The sequence below is a fragment of the Streptomyces sp. NPDC005423 genome, from assembly GCF_040606415.1.
In the GTDB taxonomy this organism is placed as follows: Bacteria; Actinomycetota; Actinomycetes; order Streptomycetales; family Streptomycetaceae; genus Streptomyces.
This window is the reverse complement of sequence record NZ_JBEXET010000002.1, coordinates 350869-369562: the sequence shown is the minus strand read 5'-3', so window position 1 is coordinate 369562 and position 18694 is coordinate 350869. Positions and strand designations below refer to the sequence as shown.

Sequence of the window (18694 nt, the reverse complement as noted above, 5' to 3'; positions counted from 1 at the left end):
TGGCTGTGCCTGAGCCGCTTGAGCCGTCAGACCTTGACGCGTACGTCGTCGCGGACCTTGCCGGCCAGTGTCGCCGCGTCGGACAGGGAGCTGCTCTTGCCTGCCGCCAGGGCGGCCATGTCGTAGGACAGCACGTAGGCGACGGTGCTGTGGTCGCCCCATATGCAGAGCGGCATCTTCGTCGTCGTGCCGCTCGTGGTTCTCTCGATCGCCTGGCACTTCAGGATGCCGTCGCTGAAACCGGCCGGCTTGAACTCCTGTGGGGTGCCGACGAGTTTGCCGTCGGTAGCGGAGCCCGACGCGGAGTCCTTCTTCATCTGGCCGAACATCGCGTCGACGACCTTGGCCGGGTCGTCGATCGTGCCGTACACGCCGGAGAACAGCAGCTGCTTGGCGGTCACACCCGTTCCCGCGGTGTAGCCGGCGCTGACGTCCTTCGGGTTCCGGATGCCCCACGACTGGGCGTCCTTGAGGTCGGAGTCGCTCATCTTGCCGGAGCCGGAGTCGCTCTTCTTGTACGAGCCGTCGAGGACCGTCGCCGGCGTGGTCAGCTTGTGGGCGCCGTCGTCCCCGACGCTGCCGCCGCTGCTGCCGCCGATCACGAAGTACGCGCCGACCGCGATCGCGGCCACCACCGCCACCGCGCCGATGATCAGGCCCGTCTTCTTCTTGCCGCCGCCCGGCGCGGGCGGCTGCGGGACGCCGTACGGGGGCTGGCCGTAGGGCGGGTTCTGCGGCGGGACGCCCTGCGGGGGCTGCTGGGGGTAGCCGTAGCCGGGCTGGGCGGGAGGGGCCTGCTGCGGGTAGCCGTAGCCGGGCTGGGGGGCGCCCTGCGGCGCCTGGGGCGGCTGACCGTAGGGGCCCGGTTGACCGTACGGCCCGGGCTGCTGCGGCTGCCCGCCGTACGGGCCCGGCTGGTTGTAGCTCATTACTGGGTTCCCCTCCAGATGCTTATGTGTTCCTGACATCCTGGCGCAGGCACCGGAAGGGCACGGCATCGGGGACGGCACCGTTACAGAACAAACGCGTTTCGGTACTGCCCGGTGACACCTCTAAACTGACCCCGTGACCGAGAACGCTCAGCAGCAGCCATCAGCGACCGACCCCGAACTGCCGACCCAGTACGTGCCGGCCGACGTGGAGGGGCCGCTGTACGAGCGCTGGGTGGAGCGGGGCTACTTCGAGGCGGACGCGGGGAGCGGGAAGCCGCCGTACACGATCGTCATTCCGCCGCCGAACGTCACCGGCAGCCTGCACCTCGGGCACGCCTTCGAGCACACCCTCATCGACGCCCTCACCCGCCGCAAGCGCATGCAGGGCTACGAGACGCTGTGGCAGCCCGGCATGGACCACGCCGGCATCGCCACCCAGAACGTCGTCGAGCGCGAGCTCGGCAAGGAGGGCAAGTCCCGTCACGATCTGGGCCGTTCGGCCTTCGTCGAGCGGGTCTGGCAGTGGAAGGGCGAGTCCGGCGGGCAGATCTCCGGGCAGATGCGGCGGCTCGGTGACGGCGTCGCCTGGTCCCGCGAGCGGTTCACCATGGACGAGGGCCTCTCCCAGGCCGTCCAGACCATCTTCAAGCGGCTCTACGACGACGAGTTGATCTACCGCGCCGAGCGCATCATCAACTGGTGTCCGCGCTGTCTCACCGCGATCTCCGACATCGAGGTCGAGTACCAGGACGACGACGGCGAACTCGTCTCCATGAAGTACGGCGACGGGGACGACGCGATCGTCGTCGCCACCACGCGGGCCGAGACCATGCTCGGTGACACGGCCGTCGCGGTCCACCCCGACGACGAGCGGTACCGGCACCTCGTCGGCAAGCTCATCAGGCTGCCGCTGACCGACCGTTCCATCCCGGTCGTCGCCGACGAGCACGTCGACCCCGAGTTCGGCACCGGCGCCGTCAAGGTCACCCCGGCCCACGACCCGAACGACTTCGAGATCGGCCGGCGCCACGACCTCCCGGCGATCACGGTCATGGACGAGCACGCCGTCATCACCGTCCCCGGCCCCTTCCAGGGCCAGGACCGTCTCGAAGCCCGCTCCGCGATCGTCGCCGCGCTGCGCGCCGAGGGCCGGATCGTCGCCGAGAAGCGGCCCTACGTCCACTCGGTCGGCCACTGCTCGCGCTGCAAGACGACTGTCGAGCCGCGGCTGTCCATGCAGTGGTGGGTCAAGGTCGCCCCGCTGGCGAAGGCGGCCGGCGACGCGGTCCGCGACGGCCGGGTCGCCATCCACCCGCAGGAGATGGAGAAGCGCTACTTCGACTGGGTCGACAACCTCCACGACTGGTGCATCTCACGGCAGTTGTGGTGGGGCCACCGCATCCCCGTCTGGTACGGCCCGGACGGCGAGGTCGTCTGCGTCGGACCCGACGACGAGCCGCCGGCCGGCGAGGGCTGGCACCAGGACACCGACGTCCTCGACACCTGGTTCTCCTCCGGCCTGTGGCCCTTCTCCACCCTCGGCTGGCCCGAACAGACCGAGTCGCTCGCGAAGTTCTACCCGAACTCCGTGCTGGTCACCGGCTACGACATCCTCTTCTTCTGGGTCGCCCGGATGATGATGTTCGGCCTCTACGCGATGGACGGCACCCCGCCGTTCCGCACCATCGCCCTGCACGGCATGGTCCGCGACCAGTTCGGCAAGAAGATGTCCAAGTCCTTCGGGAACGCGGTCAATCCGCTCGACTGGATGGACAAGTACGGTTCCGACGCCCTGCGTTTCACCCTCGCGCGCGGCGCCAACCCGGGCGTCGACGTCCCGATCGGCGAGGACTGGGTCCAGGGCTCCCGCAACTTCGCCAACAAGCTCTGGAACGCGACCCGTTTCGCCCTGATGAACGGCGCGACGGTCGAGGGCGCGCTGCCGGACGCGTCGAGGATGTCGGCCACCGACCGCTGGATCCTGTCCCGCCTGAACGCCACGGTCGCCGAAGTCGACGCGCTCTACGAGGACTTCCAGTTCGCGAAGGTCTCCGACGCGCTCTTCCACTTCGCCTGGGACGAGGTCTTCGACTGGTACGTCGAGCTGTCCAAGACGACGTTCCAGGCGGGCGGCGAGGCTGCCGAGGTCTCCCAGCGCGTCCTGGGCGAGGTCCTCGACGTCACGCTGAAGCTGCTGCACCCGATCGTCCCGTTCGTCACCGAGACCCTCTGGACCACGCTCACCGGCGGCGAGTCGGTCGTCATCGCCGACTGGCCGGCCGACAGCGGTTTCCGGGACGCGGCGGCCGAGCGGGAGATCGGCACGCTCCAGCAGGTCATCACCGAGGTCCGCCGCTTCCGTGCCGACCAGGGCCTCCAGCCCGGCCAGCGCGTCCCGGCCCGGCTCACCCTGGACGGCACGGCCCTCGCCCCGCACGAGGCCGCCATCCGCCAGCTCCTCCGCCTCCAGCCGGAGGGCGACTCCTTCGCGGCCACGGCGACCCTCCCGGTCGCCGGTGCCACGGTCGCCCTCGACCTCTCCGGCACGATCGACGTGGCGGCCGAGCGCAAGCGGCTCGCCAAGGATCTGGCGGCGGCCCAGAAGGAACGCCAGCAGGCCGAGGCCAAGCTCGGCAACGAGGCGTTCCTGGCGAAGGCCCCGGACAACGTCGTGGAGAAGATCCGCGGCCGCCTCGCCAAGGCCGGCGAGGACATCGAGCGCATCAGCGCCCAGCTGGACCGCCTCCCGGAGGCGTAGACGGCGGCGGTACGGCAGACAGGGCCCCGGAGCCAGGCGGCTCCGGGGCCCTCCCTGTCCGGGCGCGCGGAGGTGCCGGTGCGCGGCTCCGCCGCGTGGGCCCGACCGGCCCCCGCCGGCCGCGGGCGGGGTACGTAGACTGGCCCCTGTGACTGACAGCGATCCCTTCGACGAGATCATCGAGGCCGAGACCGACCGCGACCCGGACCTCGCGGTCATCGAGGCCGGTAGCCGCACGCTCCGCGCCCAGGGCGCCGGGCCGGAGGCCGACGTACCCGGCCGCCCGGAGGACCCCGAGGTGGACGCGGCCCTGCGCGAGGTCGAGGCGGAGCTGGCCACGCGGTGGGGCGAGACCAAGCTGGAGCCGTCGGTCGCCCGGATCGCCGCGCTCATGGACGTGCTGGGGGACCCGCAGCGGTCGTACCCCTCGATCCACCTCACCGGCACCAACGGCAAGACGTCCACCGCGCGCATGGTCGAGGCACTCCTCGGCGCCTTCGAACTGCGCACCGGCCGCTACACCAGCCCGCACGTCCAGTCGATCACCGAGCGGATCAGTCTCGACGGCGCCCCGCTCTCGGCCGAGCGGTTCATCGAGACCTACCGGGACATCCAGCCGTACGTCGAGATGGTCGACGCCCAGCAGGAGTTCCGGCTCTCCTTCTTCGAGGTGCTGACGGCGATGGCGTACGCGGCGTTCGCCGACGCCCCCGTCGACGTGGCGGTCGTCGAGGTCGGCATGGGCGGCAGCTGGGACGCCACCAACGTCATCGACGCCGACGTCGCCGTGATCACGCCCATCGACCTCGACCACACCGACCGGCTCGGCGGTACGCCCGGTGAGATCGCCGGGGAGAAGTCCGGCATCATCAAACAGGGTGCCACCGTGATCCTGGCCCAGCAGCCGGTGGACGCGGCCCAGGTGCTGCTGAAGAAGGCCGTGGAGACCGACGCGACGGTGGCCCGCGAGGGCCTGGAGTTCGGCGTCCTCTCCCGCAGCGTCGCCGTCGGCGGCCAACTCCTCACCCTGCGCGGCCTGGGCGGCGAGTACGAGGGGATCTTCCTCCCCCTGCACGGCCCCTACCAGGCGCACAACGCGGCCGTCGCGCTCGCCGCCGTGGAGGCGTTCTTCGGCGTCGGCGCCCAGCGCCCCGAGCCGCTCTCCCTCGACACGGTCCGCAGCGCGTTCGCGTCGGTCGCCGCCCCGGGCCGGATGGAGGTCGTACGGCGCTCCCCGACCGTCGTGCTGGACGCGGCGCACAACCCGGCCGGCGCCCGCGCCACCGCCGAGGCCGTGGCGGAGGCCTTCGACTTCAGCCGCCTCATCGGGGTGGTCGGGGCCAGCGCGGACAAGGACGTGCGAGGGCTGCTCGAAGCCTTCGAGCCGCTCTTCACCGAGGTCGTCGTCACGCAGAACTCCACCCACCGCGCGATGGACGCCGACGAACTGGCCGCGCTCGCCGTCGAGGTGTTCGGCGAGGAGCGGGTGCAGGTCGAACCGCACCTGCCCGACGCCCTGGAGGCCGCGATCACGCTGGCCGAGGAGGACGGCGAGTTCGCGGGCGGCGGTGTGCTCGTCACCGGCTCCGTCATCACCGTGGGCGAGGCCCGACTGCTGCTGGGGAGGGGCTGACCACCCGTGCGTACCCTCTGTTCGTCCACCCTGATCGGCGAGTTCTTCGTGATCGGCTTCGCCGGTCTGGTCGCCATGAAGGACCCCGGCCTGACCACCTCCACGGTGTGGACGGTCTGCGGGATCGCGATGTTCCTGAGCCTCCTGCTGTGCGGGGTGGTGACCCGGCCGGCCGGCATCGTCCTCGGCTGGGCGCTGCAGATCGCGCTGATCGCCGCGGGCTTCGTCGTCCCCTCGATGTTCTTCCTCGGGGCGATCTTCGCGGCCCTGTGGTGGGCCTCCGTGCACTACGGCCGGAAGATCGACGAGGCGAAGGCGAGGTTCGCCGCGCAGGCCGCCTCCTCTACACCTGACGCTGTGTGACGGGCGCCATGACACGCCCTGTAGCCTCGGGCCTGCCGTGAGACGCCTCGCACAGTCATGATCCGAAGGAGCCCCGCCGTGACCCAGCGCACCCTCGTCCTCCTCAAGCCCGACGCCGTACGTCGTGGCCTGACCGGCGAGATCATCAGCCGTATCGAGCGCAAGGCCGATTGGCGGATCACGGCGCTGGAACTGCGCACCCTGGACCAGGACACCCTGGAGCAGCACTACGGCGAGCACAAGGGCAAGCCGTTCTACGAGCCGCTCGTGGAGTTCATGGCGTCCGGTCCGGTCGTCGCGCTGATCGCCGAGGGGGAGCGGGTGATCGAGGGCGTGCGCGCGCTCGCCGGTCCGACCGACCCGATCGCGGCCGCGCCGGGTTCTATCCGCGGCGACTTCGGGGTGATCGTCCGGGAGAACCTGATCCACGCCTCCGACTCCGAGGAGTCCGCGGAGCGCGAGGTGAAGATCTTCTTCCCCGGGCGCGTCTGAATACCCGTCAGCGACCCGCGCACGTGACCTGGGGCGGCCGATTCGTTCCGGCCGTCCCCCGGCATATGCGTGCCGATCGGGGGAACGAATGCCCCCGTTGGACCGTCTCCACAAGCGAGCCGGTGCCTCACATGCTGACAATGGCGAAGACCCTCGCGCAGTGTCCGTGCAGGCGCGTCTACGATGGAAGCCTTCACGTCACAGCACCCACCTCGCCGACCTGAAAAGCTCTCAGAAGCTCCCGGGAAGGCCAGACGAATCCTGATGGGGAACTCAATGTCGTTCATCGGCCGTGACATGGCTGTCGACCTCGGGACCGCCAACACGCTGGTGTACGTCAGGGGTCGCGGGATCGTACTCAACGAGCCGTCCGTCGTCGCGATCAACACCAACACCGGTGGCATCCTGGCGGTCGGCGCGGAGGCGAAGAAGATGATCGGGCGCACGCCCGGCAACATCGTTGCCGTGCGTCCGCTGAAGGACGGTGTGATCGCCGACTTCGAGATCACCGAGCGCATGCTCAGGTACTTCATCCTGAAGATCCACAAGCGGCGCTACCTGGCCCGTCCGCGGGTCGTCGTCTGCGTGCCCTCGGGCATCACGGGCGTCGAGCGCCGCGCCGTCATCGAGGCGTCGTCCCAGGCCGGCGCCCGTCAGGTGCACATCATCGAGGAGCCCATGGCCGCGGCCATCGGTGCCGGCCTGCCGGTCCACGAGGCCACGGGCAACATGGTGGTGGACATCGGCGGCGGCACCACGGAGGTCGCGGTCATCTCGCTCGGCGGCATCGTCACCGCCCAGTCCATCCGCGTCGCGGGCGACGAACTGGACAACGCGATCATCCAGCACATCAAGAAGGAGTACTCGCTCCTCCTCGGTGAGCGCACGGCCGAACAGATCAAGATCACGATCGGTTCGGCGTACGACCTCGACAACGACGAGCACACCGAGATCCGCGGCCGGGACCTGGTGTCCGGGCTGCCGAAGACCGTCGTCATCTCGGCCGCCGAAGTACGCAAGGCGATCGAGGAGCCGGTCAACGCGATCGTCGACGCGGTGAAGACCACGCTCGACAAGTGCCCGCCCGAGCTCTCCGGCGACGTCATGGACCGCGGGATCGTGCTGACCGGCGGCGGCGCGCTGCTGCGCGGTCTCGACGAGCGGCTGCGGCGCGAGACCGGCATGCCGATCCATATCGCCGAGGACCCGCTGGACAGCGTGGCGCTCGGTTCCGGCAAGTGCGTCGAGGAGTTCGAGGCGCTCCAGCAGGTCCTGGACGCCCAGCCGCGCAGATGAGGTAACGCTTCGATTCCGCCGTACGAGACGAGCTCCTCTCGTGCGGCGGATCGTCGATATGGAGGCATATGCTCCGCCATGAGCCTCTGCCCACGCATTTGTTGAAGCCTCCGCACACTGCACATTCCTATGAGGAAGGCACGGCCGTCGCACGTGAGGGACACACGAGAGAGCCGGCTGCTCCTGGTGCTGCTGATCGCCGTAGCGTTCGCGCTGATCACGGTGGACATCCGGGGAGGGCAGGACTCGCCGGTCGACGGTGCCCGCCAGGCCGCGGCCACGGTGTTCGGCCCGATCGAGAACGGCGTGTCGAGCGCCGTCGACCCGGTCGGCAACGCCGTCTCCGCGGTCCGCGACTCCGGTGAGCGCCACGACCGGCTCGCCCGTCTGGAGAAGGAGAACGCGGCTCTCAAGGCGACGCTCGGCAGTGCCGACCGCAACCGCAGCCGCCTCGGCCAGCTGGACAAGATGCTGAAGATGGCCGGCGAGGGCCAGTACGGGATCAAGGGCGCCCAGATCATCGGGATAGGAGCGGCCCAGGGCTTCTCCTGGACCGTCACCATCGACGCGGGCGCCAACGACGGCATCAAGCGCGACATGACCGTCCTCAACGGCGACGGACTCGTCGGCCGGGTGACCACCGTCGGCCCCGACGCCTCCACCGTGCTGCTCGCCAACGACCCCGACTTCACCGTCGGCACCCGCGTGGAGGGCAGCGACGAACTCGGCTTCGCCTCTGGGCAGGGCGACCGCCCGCTGCGCGTCGAACTCCTCAACGGCAAGGCGGAGGTGAAGAAGGGCGACCGGCTGGTCACCTTCGGCTCGCAGGCCGACAAGCCCTTCGTGCCGGGCGTCCCGGTCGGCGTGGTCGCCCGGGTCGACCCCTCCGGCGGCGGCCTGACCCGCACCGTCTACGTCACGCCGTACGTCGGTTTCACCAAACTCGACATCGTCGGCGTCGTCGTCGAGGCCCCGAAGAAGGACCCGCGCGACACGGTCCTGCCCGCGAAGCCCAAGCCGACCCCGACCCCGACGGTGACCGTCACGGTCACCCCGTCCGCGAACGCGCCGGTCGACGGCCAGCAACAGCAGTAGGAGCGAATCCCCCATGCGTGTCAACCGGATCCTGCTCTCCGTCCCGCTGGTCGTCGTCGCCCTCGTGATCCAGGTCAGCGTCCTCGCCCGGCTCCATCTCCCGGGCGCCGTCCCGGACTTGCTCCTCCTCACCGTCCTCGGCCTCGCCATGGTCTACGGCCATGTCGCCGGCGCCCTGATCGGCTTCGGCGCCGGCCTGCTCGCCGACCTGGCCCCGCCCGCCGACCACGCGGCCGGCCGCTACGCCCTCGTGCTCTGCGTCATCGGCTACCTCGCGGGCCTCGCCCGACCGGAGAACGGACGGCTGAAGTCCGCCACCGGCCCGATGGCCGTCGTGGTCGCCGCGGCCGTCGGCACCACCCTCCTCTACGCCGGTGTCGGCGCCCTCGTCGGCGACACCGCCGCCCGCCATGTCGGCCTCGCCAACCTGCTGTTCACGGCCGCCCTGTACGACCTGCTGCTCGCGCCGTTCGTGGTCCCCGGGATCATGGCGCTGGCCCGGCGCGCGGACAACGACCCGCTCGCCGAGACCAACTCCGCGGCCGGCAACGACATCGCGTCCGGCTGGCTCTCCTCGGGCACCGGCCTGCGGGTCGGCGGCCGGCGCGGCGGCCTGCGGGTGAGGGCCGCCCGGGCGCGCGTCGCCCGCGCGGGCCGTATCAAGGGGGTCAAGCGGCTTTGAGCAGCGCGGAGTTGGCGTCCGGCCTCACAGGTCCGTCGGATATGACTCGGACACACATCGAGAGGGGGAGGCAGTACCAGTGACCAACATCCCGGAGACCGGACGGACCCCACGGGTCCAGATTCGTCTCATCGTGATCCAGATCCTCGTCCTGTCCCTCCTCGGCACCCTCGGCGGGCGCCTCTGGTACCTCCAGATCCGTGAGGGCGCCGCCTACCAGAAGGAAGCCTCCGGCAACCACGTCCAGCAGGTCGTCGACCCGGCCGTCCGCGGGTCCATCCTGGACGCGCGCGGAGTCGCCCTCGCCGACAACGAGACCCGGCTGGTGGTCTCCGCCTCCCGTACCGACTTGCTGAAGCAGAAGGACGACGGCCGGGCGGTCCTCACCAAGCTCGCGGGCGTCCTGGGCCTGAAGGCCGCGGACGTCCTGCAGAAGGTCCGGCTCTGCGACGCGAAGACGCCCCAGCCCTGCTGGAACGGCTCGCCCTACCAGCCGATCCCGATCACCGACGAGGCCACCGCCAAGCAGGCCCTGCAGATCCGTGAGCGTGCCGAGGACTTCCCCGGCATCACCGCGGAGCCCGAGGCCGTCCGCCGGTACGCGGCACCCGGCGACTCCAACTCCGCCCAGGTGCTCGGTTACCTGTCGCCGGTCACCGACAACGAGATCCAGCAGGCCGAGTCGAGCGACTCGCCGTACCTCCGCTCGGACCAGGTCGGCCGCTCCGGCCTGGAGCGCGAGTACGACAAACAGCTGCGCGGCAAGGCCGGTGTCACCCGCTACGAGGTCGACAACATGGGCCGGGTCATCGGCAAGGCAAAGTCCGACGCGGCCGAGCCGGGTTCCAACCTGGTCACCAGCATCGACGCCCGGGTGCAGCGCGTCGCCGAGTACCAGCTCGACGAGGCGATGAAGACGGCCCGCACCCAGTTCGACAAGATCACCGGCGAGAACTACAAGGCCGACTCCGGCGCCGTCGTCGTGATGGAGGCCAAGACCGGCCGCATCGTCGCCATGGCCTCCGCCCCGACCTACGACCCGAACGTCTGGGTCGGCGGCATCTCCGCCAAGGACTACAAGCAGCTGACCGGCAAGAACTCCGACTACCCGCTGCTGAACAGGGCCATACAGGGTCAGTCCGCACCCGGTTCGACCTTCAAGGTGGTCTCCACCGCCGCCGCGGTCGAGGCCGGCTACACCTGGGACGGCGGCTACCCCTGCACCAGCTCGTACTCGGTGGGCAGCCAGGTCTTCAAGAACTTCGAGGGCGAGAACTTCGGCCCCATCTCGCTCGGCCGGGCCCTGGAGGTCTCCTGCGACACCGTCTTCTACGGTCTTGCCGACGCCCAGTGGAAGAAGGACGGCGGGATCAACCCGAAGAAGGGTGAGCCCAAGGACTACTTCTACAAGGCGGCCCACCAGTTCGGCCTCGGCAAGACCACCGGCGTCGACCTGCCCAACGAGGTCACCGGCCGCGTCCCGGACCGCCAGTGGAAAGAGGCGTACTGGAAGGCGAACAAGTCCGCCTGGTGCAAGTCCGGCAAGAAGGACGGCACGTACGTCGAGAAGATCGCCTACGAGAACTGCCTCGAAGGCAACAAGATGCGCGAGGGCGACTCGATCAACTACTCCATCGGCCAGGGCGACACCCTCGTCACCCCGATCCAGGAGGCCATGATCTACGGCGCGCTCGCCAACGGCGGCACCGAGTACGTCCCGACGATCGGCAAGGCGATCGTCAGCCCCGACGGCAAGACCGTCCAGGAGATCAAGCCCCAGGTCAAGGCCAAGCTGCCGATCAGCCGGGCGACGCACAAGGGCATCGACAAGGCCCTCGCCGGAGTCGTCACCAGCGGTACCGCCGCCTGGAAGTTCCAGGGCTGGCCCCAGGACAAGATCGAACTGCACGCCAAGACCGGTACCGCCGAGGTCTACGGCAAGCAGACGACGTCATGGTTCTCGACGTACAGCAAGGACTACACGGTCGTCATGACGATCGCGCAGGCCGGTACGGGTTCCGGCGCCTCCGGTGAGGCCGTGCGCAACATCTACAGCGCGCTCTACGGCGTCCAGGCCGACGGCTCCGTCGACAAGAAGAAGGCGCTGCTGCCCACCCCGCAGAAGGGCCTGCCGAAGGTCCGGACGGACGGCACGATCGCCGCGCCGAAGATCACCGGCGACCCGGCGAAGGAACTCCAGGCGACCCCGAAGGACACGGCCGCAGGCGACAGCGGCACCCAGCCCCCCGCCACCTCGCCCTCCCCGACCAACGGCACCAACCGCAACACGCGAAGGCGCCCGCGCAGGCGGGGAAGCCGGAGGATGCTCACATGACCGGCGCCAACAGCTTCTCCGTCTCCGGCTACGGCCCCCGGCGGGCCGGCTGGACCCGGGTCCTCGCCCGGGACTCCGTGGGCCGCCGCCTGGACTGGCCGATACTGCTGTCGGCGATCGGCCTCTCCCTGATCGGCTCGGTCCTGGTCTACTCGGCGACCCGCAACCGCACCGAGATCAACCAGGGCGACCAGTACTACTTCCTCATCCGCCACCTGATGAACACCGGCATCGGGCTCGCCATGATGACCGCCGTGATCTGGCTCGGCCACCGCACCCTGCGCACGGCCGTACCGATCCTCTGGGGCGCCTCGGTCTTCGGCATCCTGCTGGTGCTGACCCCGCTGGGCTCCACCGTCAACGGCGCCCACTCGTGGATCGTGCTCGGCGGCGGCTTCTCGCTCCAGCCCTCCGAGTTCGTGAAGATCACCATCATCCTCGGCATGGCGATGCTGCTCTCCGCCCGCGTCGACGCCGGCGACAAGCCCTACCCCGACCACCGCACCGTCCTCCAGGCCCTCGGCCTCGCCTCCGTACCGATGCTGATCGTGATGCTCATGCCCGACCTCGGGTCGGTCATGGTCATGGTCATCATCGTGCTCGGCGTGCTGCTCGCCTCCGGCGCCTCCAACCGCTGGGTCTTCGGCCTCCTCGGCGCGGGCGCCCTCGGCGCCATCGCGGTGTGGCAGCTGCACATCCTGGACGAGTACCAGATCGCCCGCTTCGCCGCCTTCGCCAACCCCAGCCTCGACCCCGCCGGTGTCGGCTACAACACCAACCAGGCCCGGATCGCGATCGGTTCCGGCGGACTGACCGGCGCCGGACTCTTCCACGGCTCGCAGACCACCGGCCAGTTCGTGCCGGAACAGCAGACGGACTTCGTCTTCACCGTCGCGGGCGAGGAACTCGGCTTCCTGGGCGCGGGGTTGATCCTCTTCCTGCTGGGCGTCATCCTCTGGCGCGCCTGCCGCATAGCGCGTGAGACCACCGAGCTGTACGGCACGATCGTCGCCGCCGGCATCGTCGCCTGGTTCGCTTTCCAGGCGTTCGAGAACGTCGGCATGACCCTCGGTATCATGCCCGTCACCGGCCTCCCCCTGCCGTTCGTCTCCTACGGCGGGTCCTCGATGTTCGCGGTGTGGGTGGCTATCGGGCTGCTCCAGTCGATCCGGGTGCAGCGGCCGATGTCGGCGTAGCGGGCGGCGACGACCCCTGCCGCCCGGGCACGACGGTGACTACATTCGGGGCATGGCGGACACCAAGCGGGAGATCGAGCGGAAGTACGAGTCCGACGAGAGCGGCCTGCCCGACCTGACCGCCGTCGGCGGGGTCGCGGCCGTCATCGACAAGGGCGTGGTCGAACTCGACGCCGTCTACTACGACACCGCCGCCCAGAGCCTCCACGCCGCCTCGATCACCCTGCGCCGCCGCACCGGCGGCGGCGACGCGGGGTGGCACCTCAAGTTCCCGGTCGCCCCCGGCGTACGGGACGAGATCCGGGCACCCCTCTCCGACACCGTGCCCCGCGCCCTCGCCGGCCTGGTCCGCTCCCGGGCGCGCGACGCCGAACTGCTGCCCCAGGTCCGGCTCCGCTCCGCCCGCGACATCCGCCAACTCCTCGACGCGGACGGCACGTTGCTCGCCGAGGTCAGCGTCGACGCCGTCCACGCCGAACGGCTCACCGGCGGTGGCAGCCGCGCCCAGTGGACCGAGATCGAGGTCGAACTCGCCGACGGCGGCGACCCGGCCTTCCTCGACAAGGTCGACAAACGCCTGCGCAAGGCGGGCGTACGCCCCTCCGCCGCCCACTCCAAACTGGCCCGCGCACTCGACGAGACCACCCCCGAGAAGCGGCGCACGGCCCGCGAACAGCCCCCCGCCGCCGACCCGGTCACGGCCGCCGACCACGTCCTCGCCTACCTCCGCGCCCAGCGCGACGCCCTCGTCGAACTCGACCCCGCCGTCCGCCGCGACCTCCCCGACTCCGTGCACCGCATGCGCGTCGCCACCCGCCGGCTGCGCAGCGCCCTGCACTCCTACGGCAAGATCCTCGACCGCACGGTCACCGACCCGATCGGCGCCGAACTCAAATGGCTGGCAAGCGAGTTGGGCGTGGACCGGGACATGGAGGTGCTCGCCGACCGGCTGACCGCGGCCCTGGCCGAACTGCCCCGCACCCTCCTCGCCGGTCCCGTCCGCGGCCGGCTGCGCACCTGGACCCAGGCCCGCCGCGGCGGCTCCCGGCGGCGCCTGATCGCCGTACTGGACGGCAGGCGATACCTCGCCCTGCTCACCGCGCTCGACACCCTGCTCGCCGCACCGCCGCTGCTGCCAGGCGCCGCCGGCGGACCGGAGAAGGCGGTCGCCAAGGCCGTACGGAAGGAGTTCGCCACGGTGGCCGCGCTGGTCGGGCGGGCCCTGGACCAGGAGCCGGGGGAGGCACGGGACACCGCGCTGCACGAGGCCCGCAAGAAGGCCAAGCGCGCCCGGTACGCGGCGGAGGCGGCCGTCCCCGCGCTCGGCGACCCGGCCGCCGCACTGGCCACGTCGATGAAGTCCCTCCAGGGCCTCCTCGGCGAGCACCAGGACAGCGTGCTGGCCCGCGAGGCGCTGCGCGACCTCGCCCGCCAGGCCCACGCGGCCGGGGAGAACACCTTCACCTACGGCCTGCTGTACGGCCGTGAGGAGCGGCGCGCGGCGGCCGTGGAGGCGGAGCTGCCCGGGGCGTGGCAGCGGATCGCGCACGGGCCCGCGCTCTGAGCCGGGCGTAAGGGCGGCGGTCCGGGGCGCGCTACGCTGGATGGTCACCCCTGTCCAGCTCAGCTCACGAAGGTTACGCCGCGATGCCTGCCGAGTCGGTTTTCCCGCAGCTCGAAGCCCTGCTGCCGCATGTGCAGAAGCCGATCCAGTACGTCGGCGGCGAGCTCAACTCCACGGTCAAGGACTGGGACGAGTGCGACGTCCGCTGGGCGCTGATGTACCCGGACGCCTACGAGGTGGGCCTGCCCAACCAGGGCGTCATGATCCTCTACGAGGTGCTGAACGAGCGGGACGGTGTCCTCGCCGAGCGCACGTACAGCGTGTGGCCGGACCTCGAGGCGCTGATGCGGGAGCACCGCGTCCCGCAGTTCACGGTGGACAGCCACCGGCCGGTGGGCGCCTTCGACGTGTTCGGCCTCTCCTTCTCCACGGAGCTGGGCTACACCAACATGCTCGCCGCCCTCGACCTCGCGGGCATCCCGCTGGAGGCGAAGGACCGCACCCTCGACCACCCGATCGTCCTCGCGGGCGGCCACGCGGCCTTCAACCCGGAGCCGATCGCCGAGTTCGTCGACGCGGTGATCATCGGCGACGGCGAGCAGGCCGTGCTCGACATGACGGACATCATCCGCGGCTGGAAGGCCGAGGGCCGCCCCGGTGGACGCGAGGAGGTGCTGCTGCGCCTCGCGAAGACCGGCGGTGTCTACATCCCGGGCTTCTACGACGTCGAGTACCTCGCCGACGGCCGTATCGCCCGGGTGGTCCCCAACCGGTCGGGCGTCCCGTGGCGGGTCTCCAAGCACACGGTCATGGACCTGGACGAGTGGCCCTACCCCAAGCAGCCGCTGGTCCCGCTCGCGGAGACGGTCCACGAGCGGATGTCGGTGGAGATCTTCCGGGGCTGCACCCGCGGCTGCCGCTTCTGCCAGGCGGGCATGATCACCCGCCCGGTGCGCGAGCGCTCGATCACGGGCATCGGCGACATGGTGGAGAAGGGCCTGAAGGCGACCGGTTTCGAGGAGGTCGGCCTGCTCTCGCTCTCCTCCGCCGACCACAGCGAGATCGGTGACATCGCCAAGGGCCTGGCGGACCGGTACGAGGCGGACAAGGTCGGTCTCTCCCTCCCCTCCACCCGCGTCGACGCCTTCAACGTGGACCTGGCGAACGAGCTGACCCGCAACGGCCGCCGCTCGGGCCTGACCTTCGCACCCGAGGGCGGCTCGGAACGGATGCGCAAGGTCATCAACAAGATGGTCTCCGAAGAGGACCTGATCCGCACGGTCTCGACCGCGTACGGCAACGGCTGGCGCCAGGTCAAGCTGTACTTCATGTGCGGCCTGCCCACGGAGACCGACGAGGACGTCCTCCAGATCGCCGACATGGCGATGAACGTGATCGCCGAGGGCCGCAAGGTCTCCGGCCAGAACGACATCCGCTGCACGGTCTCCATCGGCGGCTTCGTGCCCAAGCCGCACACCCCGTTCCAGTGGGCCCCGCAGCTGAGCGCGGAGGAGACCGACAGCCGCCTCGGCAGGCTCCGCGACAAGATCCGCGGCGACAAGAAGTACGGCCGCTCGATCGGCTTCCGCTACCACGACGGCAAGCCCGGCATCGTCGAGGGCCTCCTCTCCCGCGGCGACCGCCGGATCGGCGCGGTCATCCGCGCCGTCTACGAGGACGGCGGCCGCTTCGACGGCTGGCGCGAGTACTTCTCCTACGACCGCTGGATGCGCTGCGCCGACAAGACCCTCCCGGCCGCCGGTGTCGACGTCGACTGGTACACCACCCGCGAACGCGCCTACGAGGAGGTCCTCCCCTGGGACCACCTCGACTCCGGCCTCGACAAGGACTGGCTCTGGGAGGACTGGCAGGACGCCCTCGACGAGACAGAGGTCGAGGACTGCCGCTGGACCCCTTGCTTCGACTGCGGGGTGTGCCCGGCGATGGACACCGCCATCCAGATCGGGCCCACCGGGGCGAAGTTGCTGCCGTTGACGGTGAAGTAGGGGAGGGCCGGGAGGCCGGTGCCCGGTCAGGCCGTCGAGACGTGGAAGTTCATGACGTCGATCTTGCTGATGGCCCGCCACTGCTCCGCGTTGTAGCCGTCCCAGTTCTTCGCCCTGCGGTCGGCCGGGAACTTCGCCGCCTGGTCGGCGCCGACGAGGACGAGCAGGTACGTCTCGCTGATGCCCTTGACGCCGGGATAGCCGACCCGGTGGTTGTCGTCCTCCCAGCAGCCGCTGGAGGTGGGGGAGATGGGGGTGCCCGGGTAGAAGCGGCCGTTGCCCGAGTGGCCGTACTGGTCCTTGGAGTCGGGGTCGGGCCTGGTGATCAGGTAGAGGACCTGGCCCGCCGGGATGTCCAGGCTGACCTGGCCCCTGACGTTGATCTCGGGGTCGTTGTCCGCGCCGGCCACCTGGGTGTAGACGGTGGGCGCCTCGCGACCCGCGAAGAGAGATTCGTTGTAGCGCTGCGAGGGCGGCCGGTCCCAGGAGTCGGCGAGTCGTTGCAGGTCGCAGGCGTCCGCGGCGGTGGTCGCGGTGGTAGGGGTGGAGACCTCCAGGGTGGTGGCCGCCGGCGTGCCGCCCGTGCCGCCGTTGTCGGCGAGCAGGGCTCCGACGGCCGCGGCCGCGACGACCGCCGCCGCACCGATGGACGCGATCAGGATTCTGTTCCGGTTGGCGCTCCTGCCGTGCTCGCCCCGCGGTTCGTGGCTCGCGGTGTCGTCGTCGGAGCCTGTGTCGGTACGCGTCACTTTCGTCCCCCTTGTTCAGGAGTCCGTAGTATCAGCGCCTCGTATGCCCGGTAAGGGAGTGTTGGTGTGCAAGGGGCGTGCGGTCGAGCGGCCGTGCGCCGGTGGCGGGGCGGGTGGGGCGTCAGTGGGCCGCGACCCACTCGGCGACCGTCCGTACGTCCGCCTGGTGCGGGAACACCTTCTCCGTGAGGACGCGGTGCACCTCAGGGTCGTTGTCGAGGCAGCCGTCGGACAGCACCGTGAGACCGAAGTCGAGGTCGGCCGCCTGGCGGACGGTGGACAGGACGACGCCGCTGGTGGCGATGCCGGTGAGGACCAGGTGGTCGATGTCGTTGGCCCGCAGGACCATGTCGAGGTCGCTGCCGGCGAACGCGCTGACTCGCCGCTTGGTGACCTGGACCTCGCCGGGTTCGGGGGCGACATGCGGGTGGATCTCGCTCGCCCGCTCCGAGCCGGGCGGCTCCGGGGCGGCGGCGAGCCTGCCGAACATCTTGTTGCGGGGGCTGATCTCCGGGCGGCCGGGCCGGAACCCGACGCTCGCGTAGATCACCGGAATCCCGTCCGCGCGGGCCGCGTCGATCGCCCCGCGCAGGCGCGGCAGATAGGCGGGGTCGGGATAGCGGTCGACGATCACGCGCTGAACGTCCATGACGAGGAGAGCCTGCTTGGCCACCGGTGCCCTTTCGAGACGGGGTGCTCGCTCGGCGAGCTAAGTAAACAAGTGATTACTTGGTAACGTAACGGGGCCCGATCGGCATGTCAACGCGCATGTCAACAAGTGATTACCCGGCCGGTCCAGGGAGGTCCCCGGTGGAGACGAACGAAGCCCGCGGCCCCCGCCGCCGGGACGCGGCGGCGACCCGGCAGGCGCTCCTGGACGCCGCGCACGGCCGCTTCATCAGCCTCGGCTACGACCGCACGACGCTGCGGGACGTCGCCGCCGACGCCGGGGTCAACCTCGCCCTGATCAAGCGCTACTTCGGCTCGAAGGAGGGGCTTTTCAAGGCGGCGCTGGCGGCGACACCCCGGTTCCCGGGCGGCGGCGACGAGTTCCCCCAGGGCCGCACCGCCCTCGCCGAGGCGCTCGGCCGTCAGCTGTCGGCCGACGCCTGGCCCGAGTTCGGCGAACACCCGGTACTGATGCTGCTGCGCACCTCCGGCGACCGGCACACCGACGAACTGCGCCAGGACGCCCTCGGCGAGTACGCCCGCCGGATCCTCGAAGCCGCCGACGCGGGCGACGACGATCACCTCCTGCTCCGGGCCCAACTCCTCGTCGCGCTCGGCGTGGGCGTCGCCGTCGTCCGCTCCTCCGTCGGGCTCCGACCGCTGCGCGACGCGACCGCCGACCAACTCGCCGCCCCTATGCGCGAGATCGTCGAGGCGCTCCTCGGACCGGCCGACTGAGCGCGGCGCACTCCGCTTTCGGGCGCGCTCACCTCGTCGTCTCCTGGATCGGTGATCGGTGATCGGCTGAGCAGAAACTGACGACCCGTCATATTCGTTGTGGCGCCTTCTTCTTGGAGATCATGCGGGAGGACGCCTCCGCGATACTCCGGGCCGTGCCGCTCCCGTGAGGTGATCGAGGTCGAC

15 protein-coding genes are annotated in these 18694 nt (G+C 70.4%); 12 read left to right on the top strand and 3 right to left on the bottom strand.

Features of this window, described 5'->3' with window-relative positions; translation table 11 throughout:
* Positions 1 to 26: 26 nt before the first annotated feature.
* On the bottom strand, positions 27 to 929 hold the full coding sequence (locus tag ABZT12_RS05475; protein ID WP_356377645.1) for a hypothetical protein: 903 nt from the start codon (positions 927 to 929) through the stop codon (positions 27 to 29).
* A gap of 136 nt (positions 930 to 1065) precedes the next feature.
* On the opposite strand from ABZT12_RS05475, the gene ABZT12_RS05470 reads away from it, so the two are divergent.
* The 11 genes from ABZT12_RS05470 to ABZT12_RS05420 all read left to right on the top strand — a co-directional run bounded on the left by ABZT12_RS05470 (position 1066) and on the right by ABZT12_RS05420 (position 16352).
* Positions 1066 to 3690 carry a valine--tRNA ligase gene (locus tag ABZT12_RS05470; protein ID WP_356377642.1) on the top strand — a complete coding sequence of 875 codons (2625 nt, stop codon included), beginning with the start codon at positions 1066 to 1068 and terminating at the stop codon, positions 3688 to 3690.
* A gap of 148 nt (positions 3691 to 3838) precedes the next feature.
* The gene (locus ABZT12_RS05465) at positions 3839 to 5323 is read left to right on the top strand and encodes a folylpolyglutamate synthase/dihydrofolate synthase family protein (protein WP_356377639.1); all 1485 of its coding nucleotides are present in this window, start codon (positions 3839 to 3841) and stop codon (positions 5321 to 5323) included.
* Positions 5324 to 5329: 6 nt separating this feature from the next.
* Positions 5330 to 5686: a DUF4233 domain-containing protein gene (locus ABZT12_RS05460; protein WP_356377636.1), complete on the top strand. Its 357-nt coding sequence runs from the start codon at positions 5330 to 5332 to the stop codon at positions 5684 to 5686.
* 78 nt (positions 5687 to 5764) lie between these two features.
* Positions 5765 to 6178, top strand: a complete 414-nt coding sequence (gene ndk, locus ABZT12_RS05455; RefSeq protein WP_356377633.1) for a nucleoside-diphosphate kinase — start codon at positions 5765 to 5767, stop codon at positions 6176 to 6178.
* A gap of 276 nt (positions 6179 to 6454) precedes the next feature.
* Entirely contained in the window at positions 6455 to 7474 is a 1020-nt protein-coding gene (locus ABZT12_RS05450) for a rod shape-determining protein (protein WP_356377630.1), read from the top strand.
* Positions 7475 to 7627: 153 nt separating this feature from the next.
* Positions 7628 to 8569 (top strand): rod shape-determining protein MreC, encoded by a 942-nt coding sequence (mreC, locus tag ABZT12_RS05445; protein WP_356377627.1) that lies wholly within the window; start codon positions 7628 to 7630, stop codon positions 8567 to 8569.
* 13 nt (positions 8570 to 8582) lie between these two features.
* Positions 8583 to 9251 (top strand): rod shape-determining protein MreD, encoded by a 669-nt coding sequence (mreD, locus tag ABZT12_RS05440; RefSeq protein ID WP_356377624.1) that lies wholly within the window; start codon positions 8583 to 8585, stop codon positions 9249 to 9251.
* A 79-nt stretch (positions 9252 to 9330) separates the two neighbouring features.
* Entirely contained in the window at positions 9331 to 11586 is a 2256-nt protein-coding gene (mrdA, locus tag ABZT12_RS05435) for a penicillin-binding protein 2 (RefSeq protein WP_356377620.1), read from the top strand.
* Positions 11583 to 12782 carry a rod shape-determining protein RodA gene (rodA, locus tag ABZT12_RS05430; RefSeq protein WP_356377617.1) on the top strand — a complete coding sequence of 400 codons (1200 nt, stop codon included), beginning with the start codon at positions 11583 to 11585 and terminating at the stop codon, positions 12780 to 12782. The genes mrdA and rodA overlap by 4 nt, the downstream gene beginning before the upstream one ends.
* A gap of 52 nt (positions 12783 to 12834) precedes the next feature.
* Positions 12835 to 14346, top strand: a complete 1512-nt coding sequence (locus ABZT12_RS05425) for a CYTH and CHAD domain-containing protein (RefSeq protein ID WP_356377614.1) — start codon at positions 12835 to 12837, stop codon at positions 14344 to 14346.
* Positions 14347 to 14429: 83 nt separating this feature from the next.
* Positions 14430 to 16352 carry a TIGR03960 family B12-binding radical SAM protein gene (locus tag ABZT12_RS05420; protein ID WP_356377611.1) on the top strand — a complete coding sequence of 641 codons (1923 nt, stop codon included), beginning with the start codon at positions 14430 to 14432 and terminating at the stop codon, positions 16350 to 16352.
* 26 nt (positions 16353 to 16378) lie between these two features.
* On the opposite strand, the gene ABZT12_RS05415 is transcribed toward ABZT12_RS05420, so the two are convergent.
* Both ABZT12_RS05415 and ABZT12_RS05410 read right to left on the bottom strand, forming a co-directional pair.
* Positions 16379 to 17101: a hypothetical protein gene (locus ABZT12_RS05415; RefSeq protein ID WP_356377608.1), complete on the bottom strand. Its 723-nt coding sequence runs from the start codon at positions 17099 to 17101 to the stop codon at positions 16379 to 16381.
* 121 nt (positions 17102 to 17222) lie between these two features.
* Positions 17223 to 17774: an isochorismatase family cysteine hydrolase gene (locus ABZT12_RS05410; protein ID WP_356377605.1), complete on the bottom strand. Its 552-nt coding sequence runs from the start codon at positions 17772 to 17774 to the stop codon at positions 17223 to 17225.
* Between the two features lie 137 nt (positions 17775 to 17911).
* On the opposite strand from ABZT12_RS05410, the gene ABZT12_RS05405 reads away from it, so the two are divergent.
* Positions 17912 to 18508: a helix-turn-helix domain-containing protein gene (locus ABZT12_RS05405; protein ID WP_356377602.1), complete on the top strand. Its 597-nt coding sequence runs from the start codon at positions 17912 to 17914 to the stop codon at positions 18506 to 18508.
* Positions 18509 to 18694: the final 186 nt, after the last annotated feature.